Consider the following 17006-nt stretch of genomic DNA (forward strand, 5'->3'; position numbering starts at 1 on the left):
GGTGATTTTATGGTGGTTTTTTCAATAATTTATTTCAATTTGAAAGGATGATCAAAATGGGTAAAACAAAACACAATGGACCGATTAAGCTCCCAATGACTCCCGATCCAAAACACTGGGTCAGCCCCATTCCGTTTGGTCTCGGTAAAGTTAAACCGAAACATATTAGAGATACGCTGAAGGTTGTCTTGGAAAATCGTGATAACCTTCCTTATGCATACCGGATATTGACCCAAGGTGTATGTGATGGCTGTGCACTTGGAGTGTCGGGTCTTTATGATCAAACATTGACTGGACCGCATCTTTGTACAACTCGTTTAAATGTACTAAGATTAAACACTATGCCCGCAATTAAGGGAGAAATCCTCCATGCTGATATTGACGAACTCCGTAAAATGGATAGTACGGACTTACGAAAATTGGGACGGATTCCATATCCCCTTTCACGCAAGCCTGGAGAAAATAAATTCAAAAGAATATCCTGGGATGAAGCATTAAATAAAATTGCAAATAAAATTAAAAGCATCGATCCGAAGCAATTAGCTTTTTTCTTGACTGCTCGGGGGATAACCAATGAGGTTTATTATACAGCGGGGAAACTTGCTAGATTCATAGGAACAAACAATATTGACAACGCTTCCCGTATTTGTCACTCTCCTAGTAAAACAGCATTAAAACGCTCAATAGGGATCGGGGCTTCCAGCTGTAATTACCAAGACTGGATTGGAACGGATGTCCTTATTTTCTGGGGTTCCGTCGCCGCAAACAATCAGCCTGTATCAACGAAATATATGTATGCCGCAAAACGAAAAGGAACAAAAATTATTTGTATTAATCCATATAGAGAGCCTGCCATGGATGGTTACTGGGTTCCTTCTATTCCGGACTCTGCTCTCTTCGGAACAAAAATTGCCGATGACTTTTATCAAGTAAATATTGGCGGCGATATTGCGTTTATGAACGGTGTCATGAAACATTGGTTTGAAATGGAGAAAAAGAATCCGGGATCAGCCCTTGACCATAATTTTATCCGGGAACATGCGAATGGGTTGGAAAATTTACGTAACCATATTGAAAATCAAGATTGGGAACAGCTTGAGAAATCTTCCGGCATTTCAAAAGAAAGAATGCTTGAATTCGCAACTTTGCTTGCAAAGTCCAAAAGTGGTGTTTTTGTTTGGTCGATGGGTTTAACGCAGCATCGCTTTGGAACAGACAATATTTCGCAAGTTGCCAACCTAGCCATTTTACAAGGATTCATCGGCCGTGAACATTGCGGTGTCATGCCAATTCGTGGTCATTCCGGCGTTCAAGGTTCAGGTGAAATGGGAGCAGATCCATTTGTTCTGCCAGGAAGCGATTTTGACGAAGAAAATATTGATCGTATGGAAAAAATCTGGGGCTTTGATATTCCAAAATGGCAAGGTGATATTGTTGGCGTTTCATTAGAAAATGCCGTACTTCCGGAAGATCATGAACGAAAACTAAAAGTTTTTTATACTTCAGGTGGTAATTTCCTCGAGACGATGCCTGATCCCCATTTTATGAAAAAATGTTTAGAAAATGTAGATGTTCGTGTACACCAAGATATAATCTTAAACACATCGACTCTTGTTGATGCCAAGGAAGAAGTAATCGTTTTGCCAGCAATGACAAGGTACGAGCAACGTGGAGGTGGCACATCTACTTCTACAGAGCGAATGGTTTATTTTTCGCCTGAAATAAAAGGTCCGCGCATTGAGGAAGCGCGCTCCGAGTGGGAAATTTATGTTGAATTAGCAGCGCTTGTAAAGCCTGAACAAAAGCATTTGCTTCATTTTACGGAGGGTGAGCAAATTCGTGCTGAAATTGCTGTGGCGAACCGGAATTATGACGGAATACAGCATTTGAAAGACAAAGGCGATGTATTTCAATGGGGGGGTGCATGGCTATGTGAAGGGGGAATTTGTCCAACGGAAGACGGACGGGGGAATTTAATTCCGATTGAACTACCTGAATTAAGAAAACCTGAAGGACAATTCTATGTTACATCAAGGCGTGGTAAGCAATTTAATTCGATGATTTACAGTGAAACCGATCCGTTTAATGCAGCAGATCGCTATGATGTTCTCATTCATCCGGAAGATGCGCAGGAGCATGGCATTTTAGAAAACGAAGCGATTGTAGTCCACAATCAACAAGGAACTTTTCACGGCAAGGCAAAATACGCTAATACAAGGCGCGGAAATATTTCCGTGTACTGGCCTGAAGGAAATGTGTTATTGCAAAAGGGCGTATATGAAAAATTTGCGGGCATCCCCGAATATAATATTAGTGTCATGGTTGAAAAGGCAGAAACCTTCAATGCATATAAAGATACGAAATACGTGGAAAAAAGGAATGAGGAACTTGAAATCGAACCTAGCTAAGAGATGTTCATATGAGTGAAAGAATAAAAGATGAACTAAAGGCTATCAAGTTTAATGGCAGCCAATTAATCGAAACGGTTGATGTAGCAGCTATCGAGTTTCCACTTACTGTTTATGTAGATGGTGAAGAATTTGCTACAATCGTATGCAGTCCTACAGATCTGGAGCAACTTGTCATTGGATTTTTGGCTTCTGAAGGGATTATCAGGTTGAAGGACGATATCGATATTTTAGAAGTTGATGAGGTTCGTGGTTTTGCTTATGTCGAGCTCAAAGTCAAACAATCAATTAATAAAGAATATTATTCTAAACGGATGATTGGATCATGCTGCGGAAAAAGCAGACAATTTTATTTCCATAATGATGCTAGGACTGCTAAAACAGTCATGAGCAGACAAAAAATTTCGATAGCCCAATGCTTTGCACTAATGTCGGAAATGCAGGAAAGCTCGCAAGATTTCCTGCAAACGGGCGGTGTCCACAATGCCGCATTATGTACAATCTCAGGCTTGCTTATTAGCTACTCCGATGTGGGGCGTCACAATGCATTAGATAAATTATACGGCCATTGCTTGCACCACAACATCCCTCTTGGGGATAAAGCGGTTGTTTTTAGCGGAAGAATTTCATCAGAAGTAGTTCTTAAAATCGCAAAAATCGGTGCTGGAATTCTTATTTCTAAGTCAGCTCCAACAACGCTAGGAATTGATTTAGCTGCTGATCTTGGTATAACAGTTGTAGGTTTTGTAAGACGTAATCAGCTAAACATCTACTCACATCCTGAAAGAATTATCGAAGCCGAACATTTAAATATCTAAAATGAAAAGGAACCTTCTAATTAATCGGAAGGTTCCTTTTCATCGTTTCTTGTTTTCACATTATTTTCATCAAATTGCTTCCATTACCTTAAACTGCGCCTTAATAAGCCTATAGTATTCACCTTTATGCTCCATTAAATATTCGTGATCGCCTTCTTCAATAATTTGGCCGTTTTCAAGAACGAATATTTTGTCGGCATCTCTAATTGTCGATAGCCTGTGAGCGATGATAATCGACGTCCTGCCTTTTAGTAAAGTCTTTAAAGCATGTTGAATTTGAACTTCTGTTTCAGTATCAATGCTCGCTGTTGCTTCGTCCAATATAATAATTCTTGGATCGGCCAAAAGTGCTCGAGCAAATGAAAGGAGCTGCCGTTCACCTACTGATAAGATATTTCCGCGCTCCTCCACCTCAGTGTCAAATCCATTCGGCAAATTATTAATGAACTTATCTGCTCCAATTGCTCTTGCTGCCGCTTTTACTTCTTCATTAGACGCATTCGGGTTTCCAAAACGTATATTCTCCATGATGGTACCTGAGAATATAAACGTATCTTGCAGTACAATACTGATTTGATGGCGAAGACTTTGAAGCGAAATATCACGCAAATCGTGGTGATCAATTTGTACAGATCCCGCAGTCGGATCATAAAAGCGTGTAATCAAGTTGGCAATTGTCGATTTCCCTGATCCAGTATGACCAACAAGGGCTATCGTTTGCCCTGGCTTCATTTCTAACGTAATTCCCTTTAATGCTTTCCGCGTATCATCATATGAAAATTCAACTTGATTGAAGTTGATGCGACCTTCAATATCCTTTATGTTAATCGCATCCTTTTTCTCATGAACAATCGGCTCTTCATCCAAGTATTCAAAAATACGCTCGGAAGAAGCCATGCCTACAAGTAACTGATTGTACACTTGACCCAATCTCGAAATAGGTTCCCAAAACATCCCGAGGTAAAAAGCAAAGGAAACAAATTCTCCTAGGGATAAGCTTGAACTTTGAATCAAATGGGCACCAAACCAAATTAAAACTGCTGTACCAATTGCATTCGTCAATTCTACAAGCGGGCGGAAAAACGCACTTTTCTTTGTTGCAACTTGCCAGGCTTCATAGTTTTCATGATTCACGCCATCGAAAAAAGCGATATTTTCCTGTTCTTGAGTGAAACTTTGAGTGACACGAATACCCTGTATACTTTCATTCAAGTGAGAATTTAATTTTGCTTGTTTAATTCTCATATTTTGCCATGCCCTTCGAATACTTCTTCGTAAAGTAGTCGAAATAAAAAACATTAATGGTAAAATGACCAACACAGCAAGTGTTAGCTGTGGACTTAATGTAAAGAGGATTACGATAACTCCAGCAAGCATTAATAAGTCCATAAAAATATTAATGACACCGTTTGTAAACAGCTCCTGCAAGGAGTTCGTATCATTCATGATTCGAACGAGTATTGATCCAGCGGAACGCTGATCAAAAAATCGATGTGACAAGCCTTGTACATGTGTAAATACATGCTTACGCAAGTCATAAATGACTCCCTGGCCAAGCTCATAGCTCCATTTAATTCGATAAATATTTGCCACATATGATAAGACATATAAAGCGGCAATTATGGCTACGATCGTCATCAAAAAAGTAATATTCTTCTGCTCATTAATCGCTTTATCAAGGGCATAGACCCCAATTAATATAGGAATAATCAGTCTGACTGCGGTCGAGATCAGAACAGTAATAATGGAGGCTGGCAAAAGGGTCTTTGCATATGGCTTCAAATAGCCAATAAGACGCCCCATCTGCTTCCAGTTAAATGGTTTGTCAATGACCTGATCCGTTGAATAGCGGAATCGCTCAAGCACAAGCGGATTTATTTTTTTCGTTTTTTCCATTGTTTGCCTCACCCTCTCTGGCCTTGCAATATTGCTTGCTGATCCTGAAATTGTATTTTGTATACGCGTTCATATAATCCACCATTATGAATAAGCTGTTCATGCTTGCCTCTTTCAACGATTTTCCCATCTTCTAGGACAAGAATTTCATCAGCGTGTTTCAATGAAGAGATTCTATGGGCGATAATAAATGTTGTACGTCCTTTCATTACGTTCCTAAGCGCACCTTGAATTTTGAATTCAGTTTCCATATCAACCGCGCTTGTAGCATCATCAAGGATTAAAATACTTGGATCAAGACATATGGAACGAGCAATTGAAATTCTTTGCTTCTGTCCACCTGATAGTCCTAGGCCCCGCTCGCCTAAAATTGTGTCATATCCTTCAGGCAGCTCCATAATAAACTCATGCGCATCAGCCCTTTTAGCTGCATCAATAATTTGTTCCATCTTTGCGTCTGGATTCCCATATGCTATATTGGCCTTAATCGTTGATGAGAAAAGGAAGCTTTCTTGAAGAACAAAACCAATATTGCCTCTCAATGCTTTTAACGAGTATTCGTTTACATTTCTTCCATCTATTAAAACTTCGCCTGATTCAGGTTCATAAAATCGGGTGATAAGTTGAGTGATACTTGTTTTCCCCGATCCCGTTGCTCCCACCAACCCAATAATCTTTCCAGGTTCTGCTTTAAAACTAATATTAGTTAACGCAGCATTATCGTCGCCTGCGTATCTTAGCGTTACATCTTTAAATTCGACGTTACCTTTAAGACGTGACGGTGCATAAGCATTTTCTGGATCGTAAATTTCTTCATTCGCTTCCAAGATTTCAAGGAGCCTTTCACCAGAAGCCTTTGATTGGGAAAACATATTAATCGTAAAACCAAGACTCATGATTGGCCATAAAATATATCCAACAAGGCTATAGAAAGCAACAAGTTCACCTGGTGACAAAGATTTATTAATGACTAAATATCCTCCAAAAGAAAGCAGCGCTACGACACAGACATTACCAAGGAATTCCATCAGGGGAAAATACTTGGCCCAAATATTCGAAGTCGAAATCATATTATCTTTGTAATCTGCGTTAGAATCATTAAATTTACCAGTTTGGAAGTCTTCTCTCGATAATGATTTAACGGTATTGATCCCCGATAAATTTTCTTGTACGTTTGTATTCAGTTTACCAAATGATTTTCGAACACCGCGGAAAGCAGGGTGAACTGCCTTATCAAATCTAAAAACAGCAATAAATAAAAAAGGCAATGAAATCATTGTTGCAAAGGTTAGCGGTACGGAATAATAGAACATAACACTAAATGAAACACCAAGCATTAAAATAAAGCGGAACAATTCTGAAAATCCAAAAGATAAAAAGAACCTAAAAGACTCTACATCGGCTGTCAGTCGCGACATTAAATCACCTGTTTTTGCGTTATCGTAATAACGAAAAGGCAAAAACTGTAGCTTTTCATACAAAGCATTCCGCATACTGTAAACAGACTTTATACCAAATAATTCACCAACATACTGCTGGACAAATGTTGCAATGCCTTTAACAACCATAATGGCGATGAACCCAAATGTTAGTATAGGGATCCATCCGTACTGACCTTTCAATACTACTTCATCAATCGTTACCTGAAGAATGATCGGATAAACTACCGTGATCGCCGTCACAAATAGTAAGAAAAACATCGATATGAAAAAGTATTGTTTGTATGGCCAGTAATATTGTCTTAATTTCTTAAATGTCTCCATACAATTCCCTCCCCTAGCGGCAATTGGCCGTACTAACTAATATATCGGCTTCCGAAATATTTTTCCAGTGTTTTTTCTTATTATTTTAACTTTTCATTCCAATTCACGAAACCCCCTACTCCAAAAGACTGATTTTATTAACGAATGGCAATTTGGCAAAAAAAAAAAAGACGCCCTTGAAATAATATGGGCGTCAATGCAAACATATGAACATTTATGCTTTTTCCACTTCACCAAGGACACGGTTAACTCTTTTTTCAAGCATCTTCATGCCGCCTCCACCCGCTTGGAAGTGGCGAAGTTTACCATCTTTATCAAACACATAATAAGCTGGTACATATTGATTTTCCAGAGCGTCTGCAAACTTCAACTCACTATCAACAAAGATGGGCTGTGTTATGCTGTGCTCTGAAGCAACCTTCTTAATTTCTTCCAAATCAAGATCATCTTCAGATCTTGGCATATGGACCGCGACAACGTTTAACTTCCCTTCATATTCATCACGGAATTCATTAACTTGAGGCATTGCTTCTTTACAAAGGTGACAGCTAATGGACCAAAAATGAAATAATGTTGGTTTCTCTCCAACAAGCTCATCCTTAGTCACTTGTCCGTTCAACCATTCTGTTGCACCAACAAGCTCTGGCATTGGTTCACGAAGTTTCATATATTGAATCTCCCCTATTCATTCATTATTTTTCATATATCAAGGACAGGCACAAAGTGCCTGTCCCATTTAGGCCCACATATTGTGGCCATTTTTTCTTATACGTTTAGTGTTTTTTGACCTGGTCTCCAGTTTGCAGGGCATAGTCCGCCTGTTTGCAAAGCTTGTAGAACACGTAAAGTTTCATCAACGTCGCGACCAATATTGTTATGGTTCACAACGGAATACATTAATTCTCCTTCAGGACTAACAATGAACAAGCCACGAAGTGCGATTCCTTCTTCTTCGATCAATACGCCATATTCTCTCGCAACAGCATGGTTTGTATCTGCAGCTAATGGGTATTTCAAATCGCCAAGACCGTTATCTTTGCGGTCAGTTTTGATCCATGCCAAGTGTGTGTGGATTGTATCAGTAGATACGCCAATAACCTCTGCATCAAGATCTTCAAACTCATCGTAACGATCTGAAAGTGCAGTAATTTCCGTTGGACATACAAATGTGAAGTCCATTGGATAGAAGAAAAGCACAGTCCATTTATCGTTTTTCATATTTTCCTCTAGACTTACCTTACCAAATTCTTTATTAGGCATTACTGCTTCCATTTCAAAGCGAGGTGCCTGTTTACCTACCATACGTTCAGCCATAAAAAAAATCCCTCCGATGATGTTTAATATACAATTGAGAAAATGACGTATCATTTCTCAACTACTTAACTACTCACAATTAATATTATATACATATTAGTAAATTCCGTCAAGTTTATTTATAATAAATGTAAACAAACATTTATTATCGTAACTAAAAATACACATTTTATTATCGCCTAAAATTGAACTCTTTATTCATATACTAATACCCTATCTTTATAAAAACAAATATTATCATCCTTAAAAATAAACAGAGCCAGTTTTCCGGCAATAAAAATCCGCCCCTTCCTGGGACGGATTTAATAATCTTTCTCATTTTTTATATATTCCTGAACAATATCAAGAAATGCCTGTACTTGCCTAAGCTCAAACGAGGATTCATAGCCAAGCAGCCAAGTATCTCGTTTAATTGGCTTGTTTCGTTCGTCCATAAGCGGAATTTTATATACATCTTTTTCTGAGCCGCTTAATGTAATAGCAGGTAAAATTGCATAGCCAATACCGTTATAGGTCATTTGTTTACATGTCTCAATTTGGTCGACGACAATCGTTCGCTTTGGAACCGTTTGAAATTGGCGATGCCACCAGTTTTGAATCTCTTGATAATAATTAGAGTCGCTTTTGAATTGGATAAATGGCCTGTCCGTTTCCATGACCTCTTCAATTTTTCTAATTTCTCGGTCAACAAGATAAAGACTGTCTTCAAAGAGGTGGAATTTAGATCCCTTCCAATCCGTTAAACCTCTGACAATACCAATATGAACCTCACCCTCATATAGGTTTTTTAAAATTTCACTGCTCCACCCGGTAATCAGCGAAATTTTCGCGTGCGGATATGTATTTACAAATTGTTTCAAAACCTTCGGTAGCCAGTTTTGTCCGACAATTGAAGCACAAGCAATTTTTAACGTACCATGTACTTCAGAGTCAAGCTCCTGAATTTCTTCCTTAACGCGCTCTTGGTTCTCGAGTATCTCATTGGCAAATTTAATAATAATTTCACCAGGAGGCGTAAGCAGAACCCCCTTTTGCGTTCGAATAAAAAGCTTAGTGCCCCATTGTTTTTCGATATTCTGAAGCCGCTGAGAAAGTGCCGGTTGGGATACAAACAACTTTTCCGCGGCTTTTCGCATATTTAATTCCTGAGCTAGAACAACCAGCAGTTGCAAATCTAAAAAAGACATAGCAGCTCCTTTAAATATGATTTAGTTAACCTTTTCATTGCCCGTTTTTGGTAGAAAAAAGATAAATAGAAAGCTAATAATGGCAAATATGAAAACTGCATAGTACACAGTATGAAGGGAAAACGCAAGTCCGTTTTGTAGCAGCTCTTTTACATCTGGTCCAAGATGAATTCTTTCTTCCTCATTTAATAAAGCATTTGTAGAATCTAGTGTGAGTGTCTTTCCTATTTCTCCTCCCTCCCGAGAAAAATATCTAATAATTTGGCCGTTTAATATGCCCCCAAACAATGCTGCTCCAACTGTATTTCCGAGATTACGCATAAACATATTAGACGCCGTCGCAATTCCTCTCTGCTTCCAAGCTACAGCTCCTTGAATAAGGACGATAAAAGAAGTTGAGGTGAGCCCCATTCCTACGCCAACGAAAAAAGAAGCCACAGCAGCTCCTATAGGTCCTGCAGTTGGGATAATTGTAATAAAGAGGAATCCACCAATTATAAGAAAAACCCCTCCGATAACTGAAGTAGCACGGAAACCGATTGATAAGATAAACCTGCCAGCAATCGTGGACGCGATTGGCCAACCAATAGACATGGCTGTTAAGGTAAAGCCCGCTATTGTTGCACTTTTTTCCATGACACCTTGTACAAAAGCTGGCAAGAAACTTGAAATCCCTATCAACATTAAGCCTGTTGTAAAGGAAACTACATTCGCAATTAAAATCGATCGGGACTTCCATAATTCAAAAGGGACCATTGGTTCAGGATTTTTTCTTTCCTGAAAAACAAATAATATAATAGCCGCAATGGAAACAGATATAATCGCGAGGACTTCAAACGAAATCCAACTCCATCTTACTCCACCTTCTACAAGGATAATCATTAATGCAGAAATAGATACGGTTAAAAGAAACGCTCCACTATAATCTATCTTTTGTTTTCTTATTTCTGTTTTTTCATGCAAAAATAACCAAATACCAGCGATAGCAACAATTCCTAGTGGGATATTCACCCAAAAAACCCATCTCCAACTGGCATATTCAACGAGCAATCCGCCAACTGCTGGCCCCATAATAGCAGAAATTCCCCAAACACTTGATAAATAACCTTGTATTTTGGGCCGCTCTTCCTTTGTATATATATCTCCTACAATTGTGGTGGCTATAGGCATGACAGCACCAGCTCCAAGTCCTTGAATAAGACGGTAAATAATTAACTGCTCCATCGTCCCTGCGAGGCCGCATAAAATAGAGCCACCGAGAAAAATAATAATACCAAAGGTAATGACTGGCTTGCGTCCAAATACGTCTGCTAGTTTTCCATATATAAGGACTGTAACCGTGTTCATTAATAAGTAAGATGAAAAGACCCAGCTATATAAAGAAAATCCTCCTAAATCTCCAACAATGGCAGGAATGGCAGTGGCAACGATTGTCCCTTCAATAGCCCCCATAAACATCGCCATCATAACAGAAAGTAAAACGTAAAAACGCTTAGTCTCTCCCGTTGCTGCCTGAACACCATAAGCCATCAGTAATCCTCCGAATAAAAGATTCGGCTCCCAAAAGTGGGAGCCGTTTATTAAATATAAAAATGATTCAACTTTTTCACGTGTGTTTTTAGCTCTTTTAAGAGCGCTCTTCTTGTAAAAATCCCTTCAAAGTAGCTCTCAGAATCAGCAACACATAAAAAAGGATGATCAATCAGCAAATCAAGTGCTTTTTCAAACTGCTCGTCAAGTGAGATAACTGGGATTTTAACAGCCATCACATCTTCCACTTTTTTATCGCTTAATTTCTCAAATTCAATCCGCTCTAATCCAAGTATGGATTCCGTTATCATCGCAGAACTTATTAATCCATGAAGTTTAAAACGGGCATCAAGAACTGGGATGGCTGAATATCCGCTTTTAGTTAATACAAGAAGCGCATGCTCAAGGCTATTTCCAATTTGTACGTGAGCCACTTTTTCAGATGGAATTATATAGTCACTGACTTTGGGATCCATGAATTCATGGCTTTGCAAGGAAATCATCGGCAAACTCCCTCATCTCTTTATAATCATTTCCCTTCCATTTTAACATAGTTCGGATTAGAAAATGTCATTCCTGAAGTATTTGCAGATTAAATTTCTATCCATTGCAATGTGAATCCTAGGAAGGATTTTTTTCTTCCTGGACAATGTCGAAAATTTCGATTGCAGCAATATCAATATCATCGAATTGATACTTTTGTTTATTATTGTCTTTGTCATATTCTTCAACTTCAAAAGTGCCTGATGCTGGAAAATACTTTACTTGGCATAAAGTTTTTCCGTTGACCTCAAATAATCTTTGCTGAACTTCCTCATGTTCTTCCGCATTTTGCATCGTTTGAAGCCGTTGAATAATACTAATTAGTTGTGACATTTTCAAACTCCTTTCTTTGGAAAGACAAAACAATTATAAAAGAGATTGCAGCTAGATTGCAAATACCAAAGTTACAAAAGTGAAAGTTTTAGTTGGAAAGGGACATAAAAAAAACTGCCCCGTAAAGGACAGCTTAGTGTATATGCTTTTAAAACAAATGTGGGAAATGCATTGTCATTAAGATTGGGGTACGTACAGAATAAAAATGAGTATTTAAGCTTTTTAGAGCGGTATCTAGCTCCTTATTTATTTGATGTGGTTCAATCCTTTCAGTAATGGATTTAGGTATTTCCGAAAGGACTTCTGAAATTTTCCAACTTCCATTCACCTCGGATATTTTCACGCCCATATAATGATCTCCATAACTTACGGGTCCATCTTTATCCCCGAAATATTCAAAAACATACACATCTTCGCCATATTTTACGACTTTCGTTTTTTCATTGTAAGAAAAGAAAGGGACATAATGAGGAGCAAAATCCGACCCAAAAGCTTGGTAACCTTTGTCAGTTTTAATTACATTTTCTTTAATAAACTTATTAGAGAGTTGCCCTGTTAAGTATGGCTGAAGAATTTTTTTTATTTCTGCTAAGTCCCTTTCCTTTTCACTGAGTGAAACTTGAGCATGAAAAGCATCCTCCACAAATCTAAAGTACTCTTCTTCATTTTCAGTGGCTTGTACCGGAACATAAGTAATCATGCAGGTGATAAAGCAAATGATACAAGTATAGAGTAGTTTTTTTACCATAATGATGTCCCTCCAAGTAAGAATCTCTATCCTGGTAGAAATCAGTAATAATTTTCAATACAATATTACTGTACCCTTGAGAAAGAACTCTTACCTAGGTCATAAGTTCTATTTCCTGCTCTTTAGTTGTATCATGTTACTTTTCTATTAAAGATTGCCTAAAAAGGATGCTGATACAACCACTGGCCTCCATCCATTGTAATGCACTCTCCGTTTATATAAGCAGCATGATCACTGAGCAAGAAATAGGCAAGCTCAGCTATCTCCTCCGGTTCTCCCAATCTTCCAAGAGGAATGCTATTAATTGTCCGCATTGCGGCTTCTTTTGATTCCCATAACCTCTCAGCGCCACCGGTACGATCAATGGGTCCAGGAGCAATAGCATTTACCCGAATTCCATATTTTCTGCCCCACTCCACAGCTAGTGTTCTCGTCATGGACAAGACTCCAGCTTTCGCTGCGGCAGAATGAATAACACCTGCTCCAGCTCCCCAAGAATACGTTGTTCCAATATTGATAATACTGCCCTTTATGTTGTTATCAATCCAATATAGGCCTACTTCACGGCTGCAATAAAAGGTGCCATTCAACACAATATCAATAACTGAGTTCCACCCGTTGATTGAAAGCTTTTCGGCAGGGACAATAAAATTTCCCGCGGCATTATTTATTAAAAAATCAATGGTACCGTATTGCTCAACGGTCTCCAGAACCATTCGTTTTACATCATCTGGATTACGAACATCCATTTGAATGGTAAATAAACTTCCTCCTTCTATTAATATCTCCTTTTTCGCTTCCTGAAGACGCTCCTCATTCCGACCTGTAATAACTACGTTTCCGCCTGCTTCAGTAAACTTTTTCGCCATATACTTGCCCATGCCACTTGAACCACCTGTAATAATGACAGTTTTCCCTTTCAATTCTTCCCCTCCTTTTTTAAACTGAATGAATATTCACTCATTATTATAGCATGTCTAGCGAAATAAAAAAAAGTAGGGCTAAGCCTACTTTTAATCTTCTTTCATATTTAATAATGACTCATTCAGTTTAGCTATCGCTCGTATAATCGTCTTCTTTCGATTATAGCCTTTTACGTTAACAGACATGTCATTCATTGATGCAAACACTTGCCCCCACGATCCGTAAGGCTGAAATCCATATATAAATATTTTGACAATGCCAGATTTAGAAGGGAGGAAAATCGCTTCAAACTGATTGTTTTTTTGCATTCCAACATCTCCTTCACTAAAAACTCCTAAATATTGACTTGCATAATAGGTTATTGCAAATATATCATTACTGACAAACTTTTTACAAGAACTACTTTTACGTCAAGAGCAAGCTGTTTTGCAGGGAAAAGTCTGTTTATATCGTTCATATTTTACCTTTTAACCTTTAAGATATCTTGAAGATCAATTCTTTCTATTTAACGTTACTAATGATACAATATTTATAATTCAGTCTTTTATTATAAATAGAAAGGTGTTCTTTATATGGATTCTCAGGCAAAACAAAAGATGGAACTTACTGTATCAAACCTTTCACAGGCGATTTTCACCGTAAACCGTCATGCCAAGACCGCTATTAACCCCAAATTTTTATATACCCTTAAAAAAAATGCTCTTAATAAGATGATTCAAGAAAAGAAAGCAACTAAAACCGGCCTCCATTTTTCTCGAAATCCAAAATTTAGCCAACAGCAATCTGATGTGTTAGTTGAATGCGGTGATTATACATTCCATATCCCGCCTACGAAAGAAGACTTTGAGCACCTACCTCATCTTGGTCATCTCGATCAATATTCCAGAAATCCTAAAACACGGATGTCACTTAATTTAGCAAAACAACTTCTTCAAGAATACACGGGACTAAAAGAAGACAAAAATCCAAGGTCAACGAATCCACAGAAACCTGTATTTAAAAAACTGGGTGATAGCTTCTTCTAAATTGATAAGCCCGGGTCCTCCTTGGTAATAATGGAGTATCCGGGCTCAAATTTTGATTTTATTATATGCCTGCTTATTGATTAATATCTTTAATAATTTTTTCAAAATCAATAAGCAATATGATTTCTTCTGCTTGTTTAATTACCCCAATTATTTGAGAACGATCAACTGCATAAAGTTCAGAAGGTTTTTCAACCATATCCAATGGGATCCGATGTATTTGAGTAACATGATGAACATGAAACACTACTTTTTGATCATTAAGTTCTGCCACAATAAACTTTTCATTTGTCAGGTCACAATTTTCTACTGGTGAAAGATTTAATGCTTGCTCCAAGCTGATAACTGGCAGCACCTCTCCGCGAAGCTGAATGATTCCAAGAATGGTTCGATGTGCATGTGGAATAGGGGTAATTGGCAAGGGTTGTATAATCTCCCTCACCTTTACAACATTAATCCCAAACTTATTTTTATTCATTTCGAATTCAATTATTTCAAGTTCCTTTGTGCTACTATCCGACAAAACCCCTGAGCTCTTATCCATTTATTACCCTGCCTCTGTTATGATTTACGTATTAAAATTTATAGATGATATCCATGGTTCCAATATTTAATTAATGCCTGTGTACCACTGTTTTCTTCTCCATGGGAAGCCAGTGTGTCATACATCTTTTTTGCTAGCTCTAATCCCGGTAATTGGAGATTCATTTTCTCTGCCTCTTCTAAGGCAATTCCCATATCTTTAATAAAATGCTTAATAAAAAATCCAGGTGAATAATCTTCCTTTAATACCCGTGGAATTAAATTAGCCATAGACCAGCTGCCCGCCGCTCCACTTCCGATTGACTTTAAAACACTTTCTGGATTAAGCCCGGCATTTTTTGCATATACGAGCGCCTCAGTAACACCAATCATATTAGACGCAATCGCTATTTGGTTGCACATTTTTGTGTGTTGGCCCGCTCCCGCTTCACCTTGGTAAACAATATTTCCGCCTAATATCTCAAAGATCGGAAAAAGCTCATCAAAGATCGGACGGTCTCCTCCTACCATAATCGATAGAGTACCATTTTTGGCTCCGACATCACCACCAGATACCGGCGCATCTAATGCATATAGGCCGCTCCTTTTAGCTTCCTCATAGATTTTCTTCGCTAAAGTAGGAGTGGATGTAGTCATATCCACTAGTACGGAACTTTTTTTCGCTGATGTAAAGATTCCTTCATTTCCAAAATAGACTTCTTCTACATCGTGGGGATAGCCAACCATCGTAATGATAATATCGGCGTTTTCAGCTATTTCTTTAGCTGTATTATTCCAGATTGCCCCCTCTGCCAAAATATCTTTACATTTCTCCTTTGTCCGACTGTATACAAGCACCTCATATCCCGCACCCAACAAATTTCGGGACATGCTTTTTCCCATCACACCTAAACCTATAAAGCCAATTGTTTTTTTTATTTCATTCATTTTTTCTATTTCCCTTCTATGTAAATTAGTTTAGCCCCGAATAAATCGGGGCATCGTCTTGCCGATAATTAATTAAACAGACCTTAGCTTTCCACCGTCAACGAAGAAACTGCTTCCCGTCATATATGTATTTCCTTCCGAGGCTAAAAAGACAACGACTTTAGCAAATTCTTCTGGTCTTCCGTCTCTTCCTAAGGGAATGCTTTCCCGAGCCAATGAAGCGGCCTGTTCCGGGGTAATACCCTGCTTATCTGCATTAGATTCATCTAATTGTTTTATTCGTTCTGTGGCTATTCTGCCTGGCGCAATGGTATTGACTAAAATTTCGTATGGGGCTAATTCATCGGCAAGTGTTTTTGACAATCCGGCAATGCCCATCCTGAATGTATTAGATAAAATTAAGCCTGGAATAGGTTCACGTATAGAAGATGAAGCGACATTAATAATCCTCCCGCCTGCTTTCTTTAAATGAGGAAGGGCCTCTCTAATAATTCTAATATAGGACAACAAGTTTAATTCAAATGATTTCTGCCATGCCTCATCGTCCATGTCTTCAAAACCTCCCGCCGGAGGACCTCCCGCATTATTAATTAATATATCAAGCCCACCAAAGGCATCGACTGTTTGTTTTACCATATTTTTAACTTCCTCGGGATCAGTAATATCACAACGGACCCAAAACACTTTTCCTCCATTTAATTTCTCCAATTCAGACTGTACCGCTTTCAGTTGCTCCACGTTTCTGCTTGCAAGCATTACATTTGTACCTTCTTTGACAAATTGCTCAGCAATAGCTTTCCCTAAGCCTTGACTGGAAGCAACGATAAGAGCGTTTTTCCCTTGTAATCCAAGTTGCATCAAAATTCTCCTTTCGCGTAATTTTCTTACATTATATCATTATCTTTGTTATCAAGGATATTTTACTATTGTCACATGCAAAAAAGAGGCTGTCCCTAAAGTAGACTTTTGGACAGTCTCTATCATGATATGGCATTATATATTTATTTCGTTTCACTATACTCATGGTATTCCGGCCATTTACCTTGA

17 protein-coding genes are annotated in these 17006 nt (G+C 38.3%); 3 read left to right on the forward strand and 14 right to left on the reverse strand.

Going from position 1 to position 17006, the window contains the following annotated elements:
* The first annotated feature begins 56 nt into the window (after positions 1–56).
* Both KHA88_RS07670 and fdhD read left to right on the forward strand, forming a co-directional pair.
* Positions 57–2408, forward strand: coding sequence for an FdhF/YdeP family oxidoreductase (locus KHA88_RS07670; protein WP_213121692.1), 2352 nt, complete (start codon positions 57–59; stop codon positions 2406–2408).
* 11 nt (positions 2409–2419) lie between these two features.
* Positions 2420–3226, forward strand: a complete 807-nt coding sequence (fdhD, locus tag KHA88_RS07675; RefSeq protein WP_213121693.1) for a formate dehydrogenase accessory sulfurtransferase FdhD — start codon at positions 2420–2422, stop codon at positions 3224–3226.
* A 69-nt stretch (positions 3227–3295) separates the two neighbouring features.
* Here fdhD and KHA88_RS07680 read toward each other — a convergent pair whose 3' ends face one another.
* The 11 genes from KHA88_RS07680 to KHA88_RS07730 all read right to left on the reverse strand — a co-directional run bounded on the left by KHA88_RS07680 (position 3296) and on the right by KHA88_RS07730 (position 13772).
* Complete coding sequence (locus KHA88_RS07680; RefSeq protein WP_213121694.1) at positions 3296–5122, reverse strand: ABC transporter ATP-binding protein; 1827 nt, start codon at positions 5120–5122, stop codon at positions 3296–3298.
* Between the two features lie 8 nt (positions 5123–5130).
* On the reverse strand, positions 5131–6885 hold the full coding sequence (locus KHA88_RS07685; RefSeq protein ID WP_213121695.1) for an ABC transporter ATP-binding protein: 1755 nt from the start codon (positions 6883–6885) through the stop codon (positions 5131–5133).
* 214 nt (positions 6886–7099) lie between these two features.
* Complete coding sequence (locus KHA88_RS07690) at positions 7100–7552, reverse strand: TlpA family protein disulfide reductase (protein WP_213107245.1); 453 nt, start codon at positions 7550–7552, stop codon at positions 7100–7102.
* A gap of 98 nt (positions 7553–7650) precedes the next feature.
* Positions 7651–8199: a peroxiredoxin gene (locus tag KHA88_RS07695; RefSeq protein WP_213107246.1), complete on the reverse strand. Its 549-nt coding sequence runs from the start codon at positions 8197–8199 to the stop codon at positions 7651–7653.
* 302 nt (positions 8200–8501) lie between these two features.
* Positions 8502–9386, reverse strand: a complete 885-nt coding sequence (gene ccpC / locus KHA88_RS07700; RefSeq protein ID WP_213121696.1) for a transcriptional regulator CcpC — start codon at positions 9384–9386, stop codon at positions 8502–8504.
* 21 nt (positions 9387–9407) lie between these two features.
* Complete coding sequence (locus KHA88_RS07705; RefSeq protein ID WP_213121697.1) at positions 9408–10916, reverse strand: MDR family MFS transporter; 1509 nt, start codon at positions 10914–10916, stop codon at positions 9408–9410.
* A gap of 50 nt (positions 10917–10966) precedes the next feature.
* Positions 10967–11419: a cyclic-di-AMP-binding protein CbpB gene (gene cbpB / locus KHA88_RS07710; RefSeq protein WP_213096472.1), complete on the reverse strand. Its 453-nt coding sequence runs from the start codon at positions 11417–11419 to the stop codon at positions 10967–10969.
* Positions 11420–11537: 118 nt separating this feature from the next.
* Positions 11538–11792, reverse strand: coding sequence for a YkuJ family protein (locus KHA88_RS07715; RefSeq protein WP_213096471.1), 255 nt, complete (start codon positions 11790–11792; stop codon positions 11538–11540).
* 148 nt (positions 11793–11940) lie between these two features.
* A complete protein-coding gene (locus tag KHA88_RS07720; protein ID WP_213096470.1) occupies positions 11941–12540 on the reverse strand; it encodes a DUF3993 domain-containing protein in 600 nt (199 codons plus the stop codon).
* A 158-nt stretch (positions 12541–12698) separates the two neighbouring features.
* Positions 12699–13463 carry a 2,4-dienoyl-CoA reductase gene (fadH, locus tag KHA88_RS07725; protein WP_213121698.1) on the reverse strand — a complete coding sequence of 255 codons (765 nt, stop codon included), beginning with the start codon at positions 13461–13463 and terminating at the stop codon, positions 12699–12701.
* A 90-nt stretch (positions 13464–13553) separates the two neighbouring features.
* On the reverse strand, positions 13554–13772 hold the full coding sequence (locus KHA88_RS07730; protein ID WP_213096468.1) for a hypothetical protein: 219 nt from the start codon (positions 13770–13772) through the stop codon (positions 13554–13556).
* A gap of 264 nt (positions 13773–14036) precedes the next feature.
* Between KHA88_RS07730 and KHA88_RS07735 the strand changes: the two genes are divergently transcribed.
* Positions 14037–14489, forward strand: a complete 453-nt coding sequence (locus tag KHA88_RS07735) for a YkyB family protein (RefSeq protein ID WP_213096467.1) — start codon at positions 14037–14039, stop codon at positions 14487–14489.
* A gap of 73 nt (positions 14490–14562) precedes the next feature.
* Here the strand turns inward: KHA88_RS07735 and KHA88_RS07740 are convergent, their stop codons facing one another.
* From KHA88_RS07740 to KHA88_RS07750, 3 genes are all read right to left on the reverse strand, one after another.
* Positions 14563–15033, reverse strand: a complete 471-nt coding sequence (locus KHA88_RS07740) for a chemotaxis protein CheW (RefSeq protein ID WP_213096466.1) — start codon at positions 15031–15033, stop codon at positions 14563–14565.
* Between the two features lie 38 nt (positions 15034–15071).
* Complete coding sequence (locus KHA88_RS07745) at positions 15072–15959, reverse strand: NAD(P)-dependent oxidoreductase (protein WP_213096465.1); 888 nt, start codon at positions 15957–15959, stop codon at positions 15072–15074.
* Positions 15960–16031: 72 nt separating this feature from the next.
* A complete protein-coding gene (locus KHA88_RS07750; protein WP_213096464.1) occupies positions 16032–16817 on the reverse strand; it encodes an SDR family oxidoreductase in 786 nt (261 codons plus the stop codon).
* Between the last annotated feature and the right edge of the window lie 189 nt (positions 16818–17006).

Origin of the sequence: Lederbergia citrea, assembly GCF_018343525.1 — a bacterium.
Classification (GTDB): Bacteria; Bacillota; Bacilli; order Bacillales; family Bacillaceae_C; genus Lederbergia; species Lederbergia citrea.

Coding starts and splice junctions, on each gene's coding strand:
- KHA88_RS07720 (WP_213096470.1), bottom strand. CDS start 12,540: ATGGTAAAAAAACTACTCTATACTTGTATCATTTGCTTTATCACCTGC.
- KHA88_RS07695 (WP_213107246.1), bottom strand. CDS start 8,199: ATGGCTGAACGTATGGTAGGTAAACAGGCACCTCGCTTTGAAATGGAA.
- KHA88_RS07740 (WP_213096466.1), bottom strand. CDS start 15,033: ATGGATAAGAGCTCAGGGGTTTTGTCGGATAGTAGCACAAAGGAACTT.
- KHA88_RS07750 (WP_213096464.1), bottom strand. CDS start 16,817: ATGCAACTTGGATTACAAGGGAAAAACGCTCTTATCGTTGCTTCCAGT.
- KHA88_RS07680 (WP_213121694.1), bottom strand. CDS start 5,122: ATGGAAAAAACGAAAAAAATAAATCCGCTTGTGCTTGAGCGATTCCGC.
- KHA88_RS07705 (WP_213121697.1), bottom strand. CDS start 10,916: ATGGCTTATGGTGTTCAGGCAGCAACGGGAGAGACTAAGCGTTTTTAC.
- cbpB (WP_213096472.1), bottom strand. CDS start 11,419: ATGATTTCCTTGCAAAGCCATGAATTCATGGATCCCAAAGTCAGTGAC.
- KHA88_RS07670 (WP_213121692.1), top strand. CDS start 57: ATGGGTAAAACAAAACACAATGGACCGATTAAGCTCCCAATGACTCCC.
- ccpC (WP_213121696.1), bottom strand. CDS start 9,386: ATGTCTTTTTTAGATTTGCAACTGCTGGTTGTTCTAGCTCAGGAATTA.
- KHA88_RS07730 (WP_213096468.1), bottom strand. CDS start 13,772: ATGCAAAAAAACAATCAGTTTGAAGCGATTTTCCTCCCTTCTAAATCT.
- KHA88_RS07715 (WP_213096471.1), bottom strand. CDS start 11,792: ATGTCACAACTAATTAGTATTATTCAACGGCTTCAAACGATGCAAAAT.
- KHA88_RS07745 (WP_213096465.1), bottom strand. CDS start 15,959: ATGAATGAAATAAAAAAAACAATTGGCTTTATAGGTTTAGGTGTGATG.
- fdhD (WP_213121693.1), top strand. CDS start 2,420: ATGAGTGAAAGAATAAAAGATGAACTAAAGGCTATCAAGTTTAATGGC.
- KHA88_RS07735 (WP_213096467.1), top strand. CDS start 14,037: ATGGATTCTCAGGCAAAACAAAAGATGGAACTTACTGTATCAAACCTT.
- KHA88_RS07685 (WP_213121695.1), bottom strand. CDS start 6,885: ATGGAGACATTTAAGAAATTAAGACAATATTACTGGCCATACAAACAA.
- KHA88_RS07690 (WP_213107245.1), bottom strand. CDS start 7,552: ATGAAACTTCGTGAACCAATGCCAGAGCTTGTTGGTGCAACAGAATGG.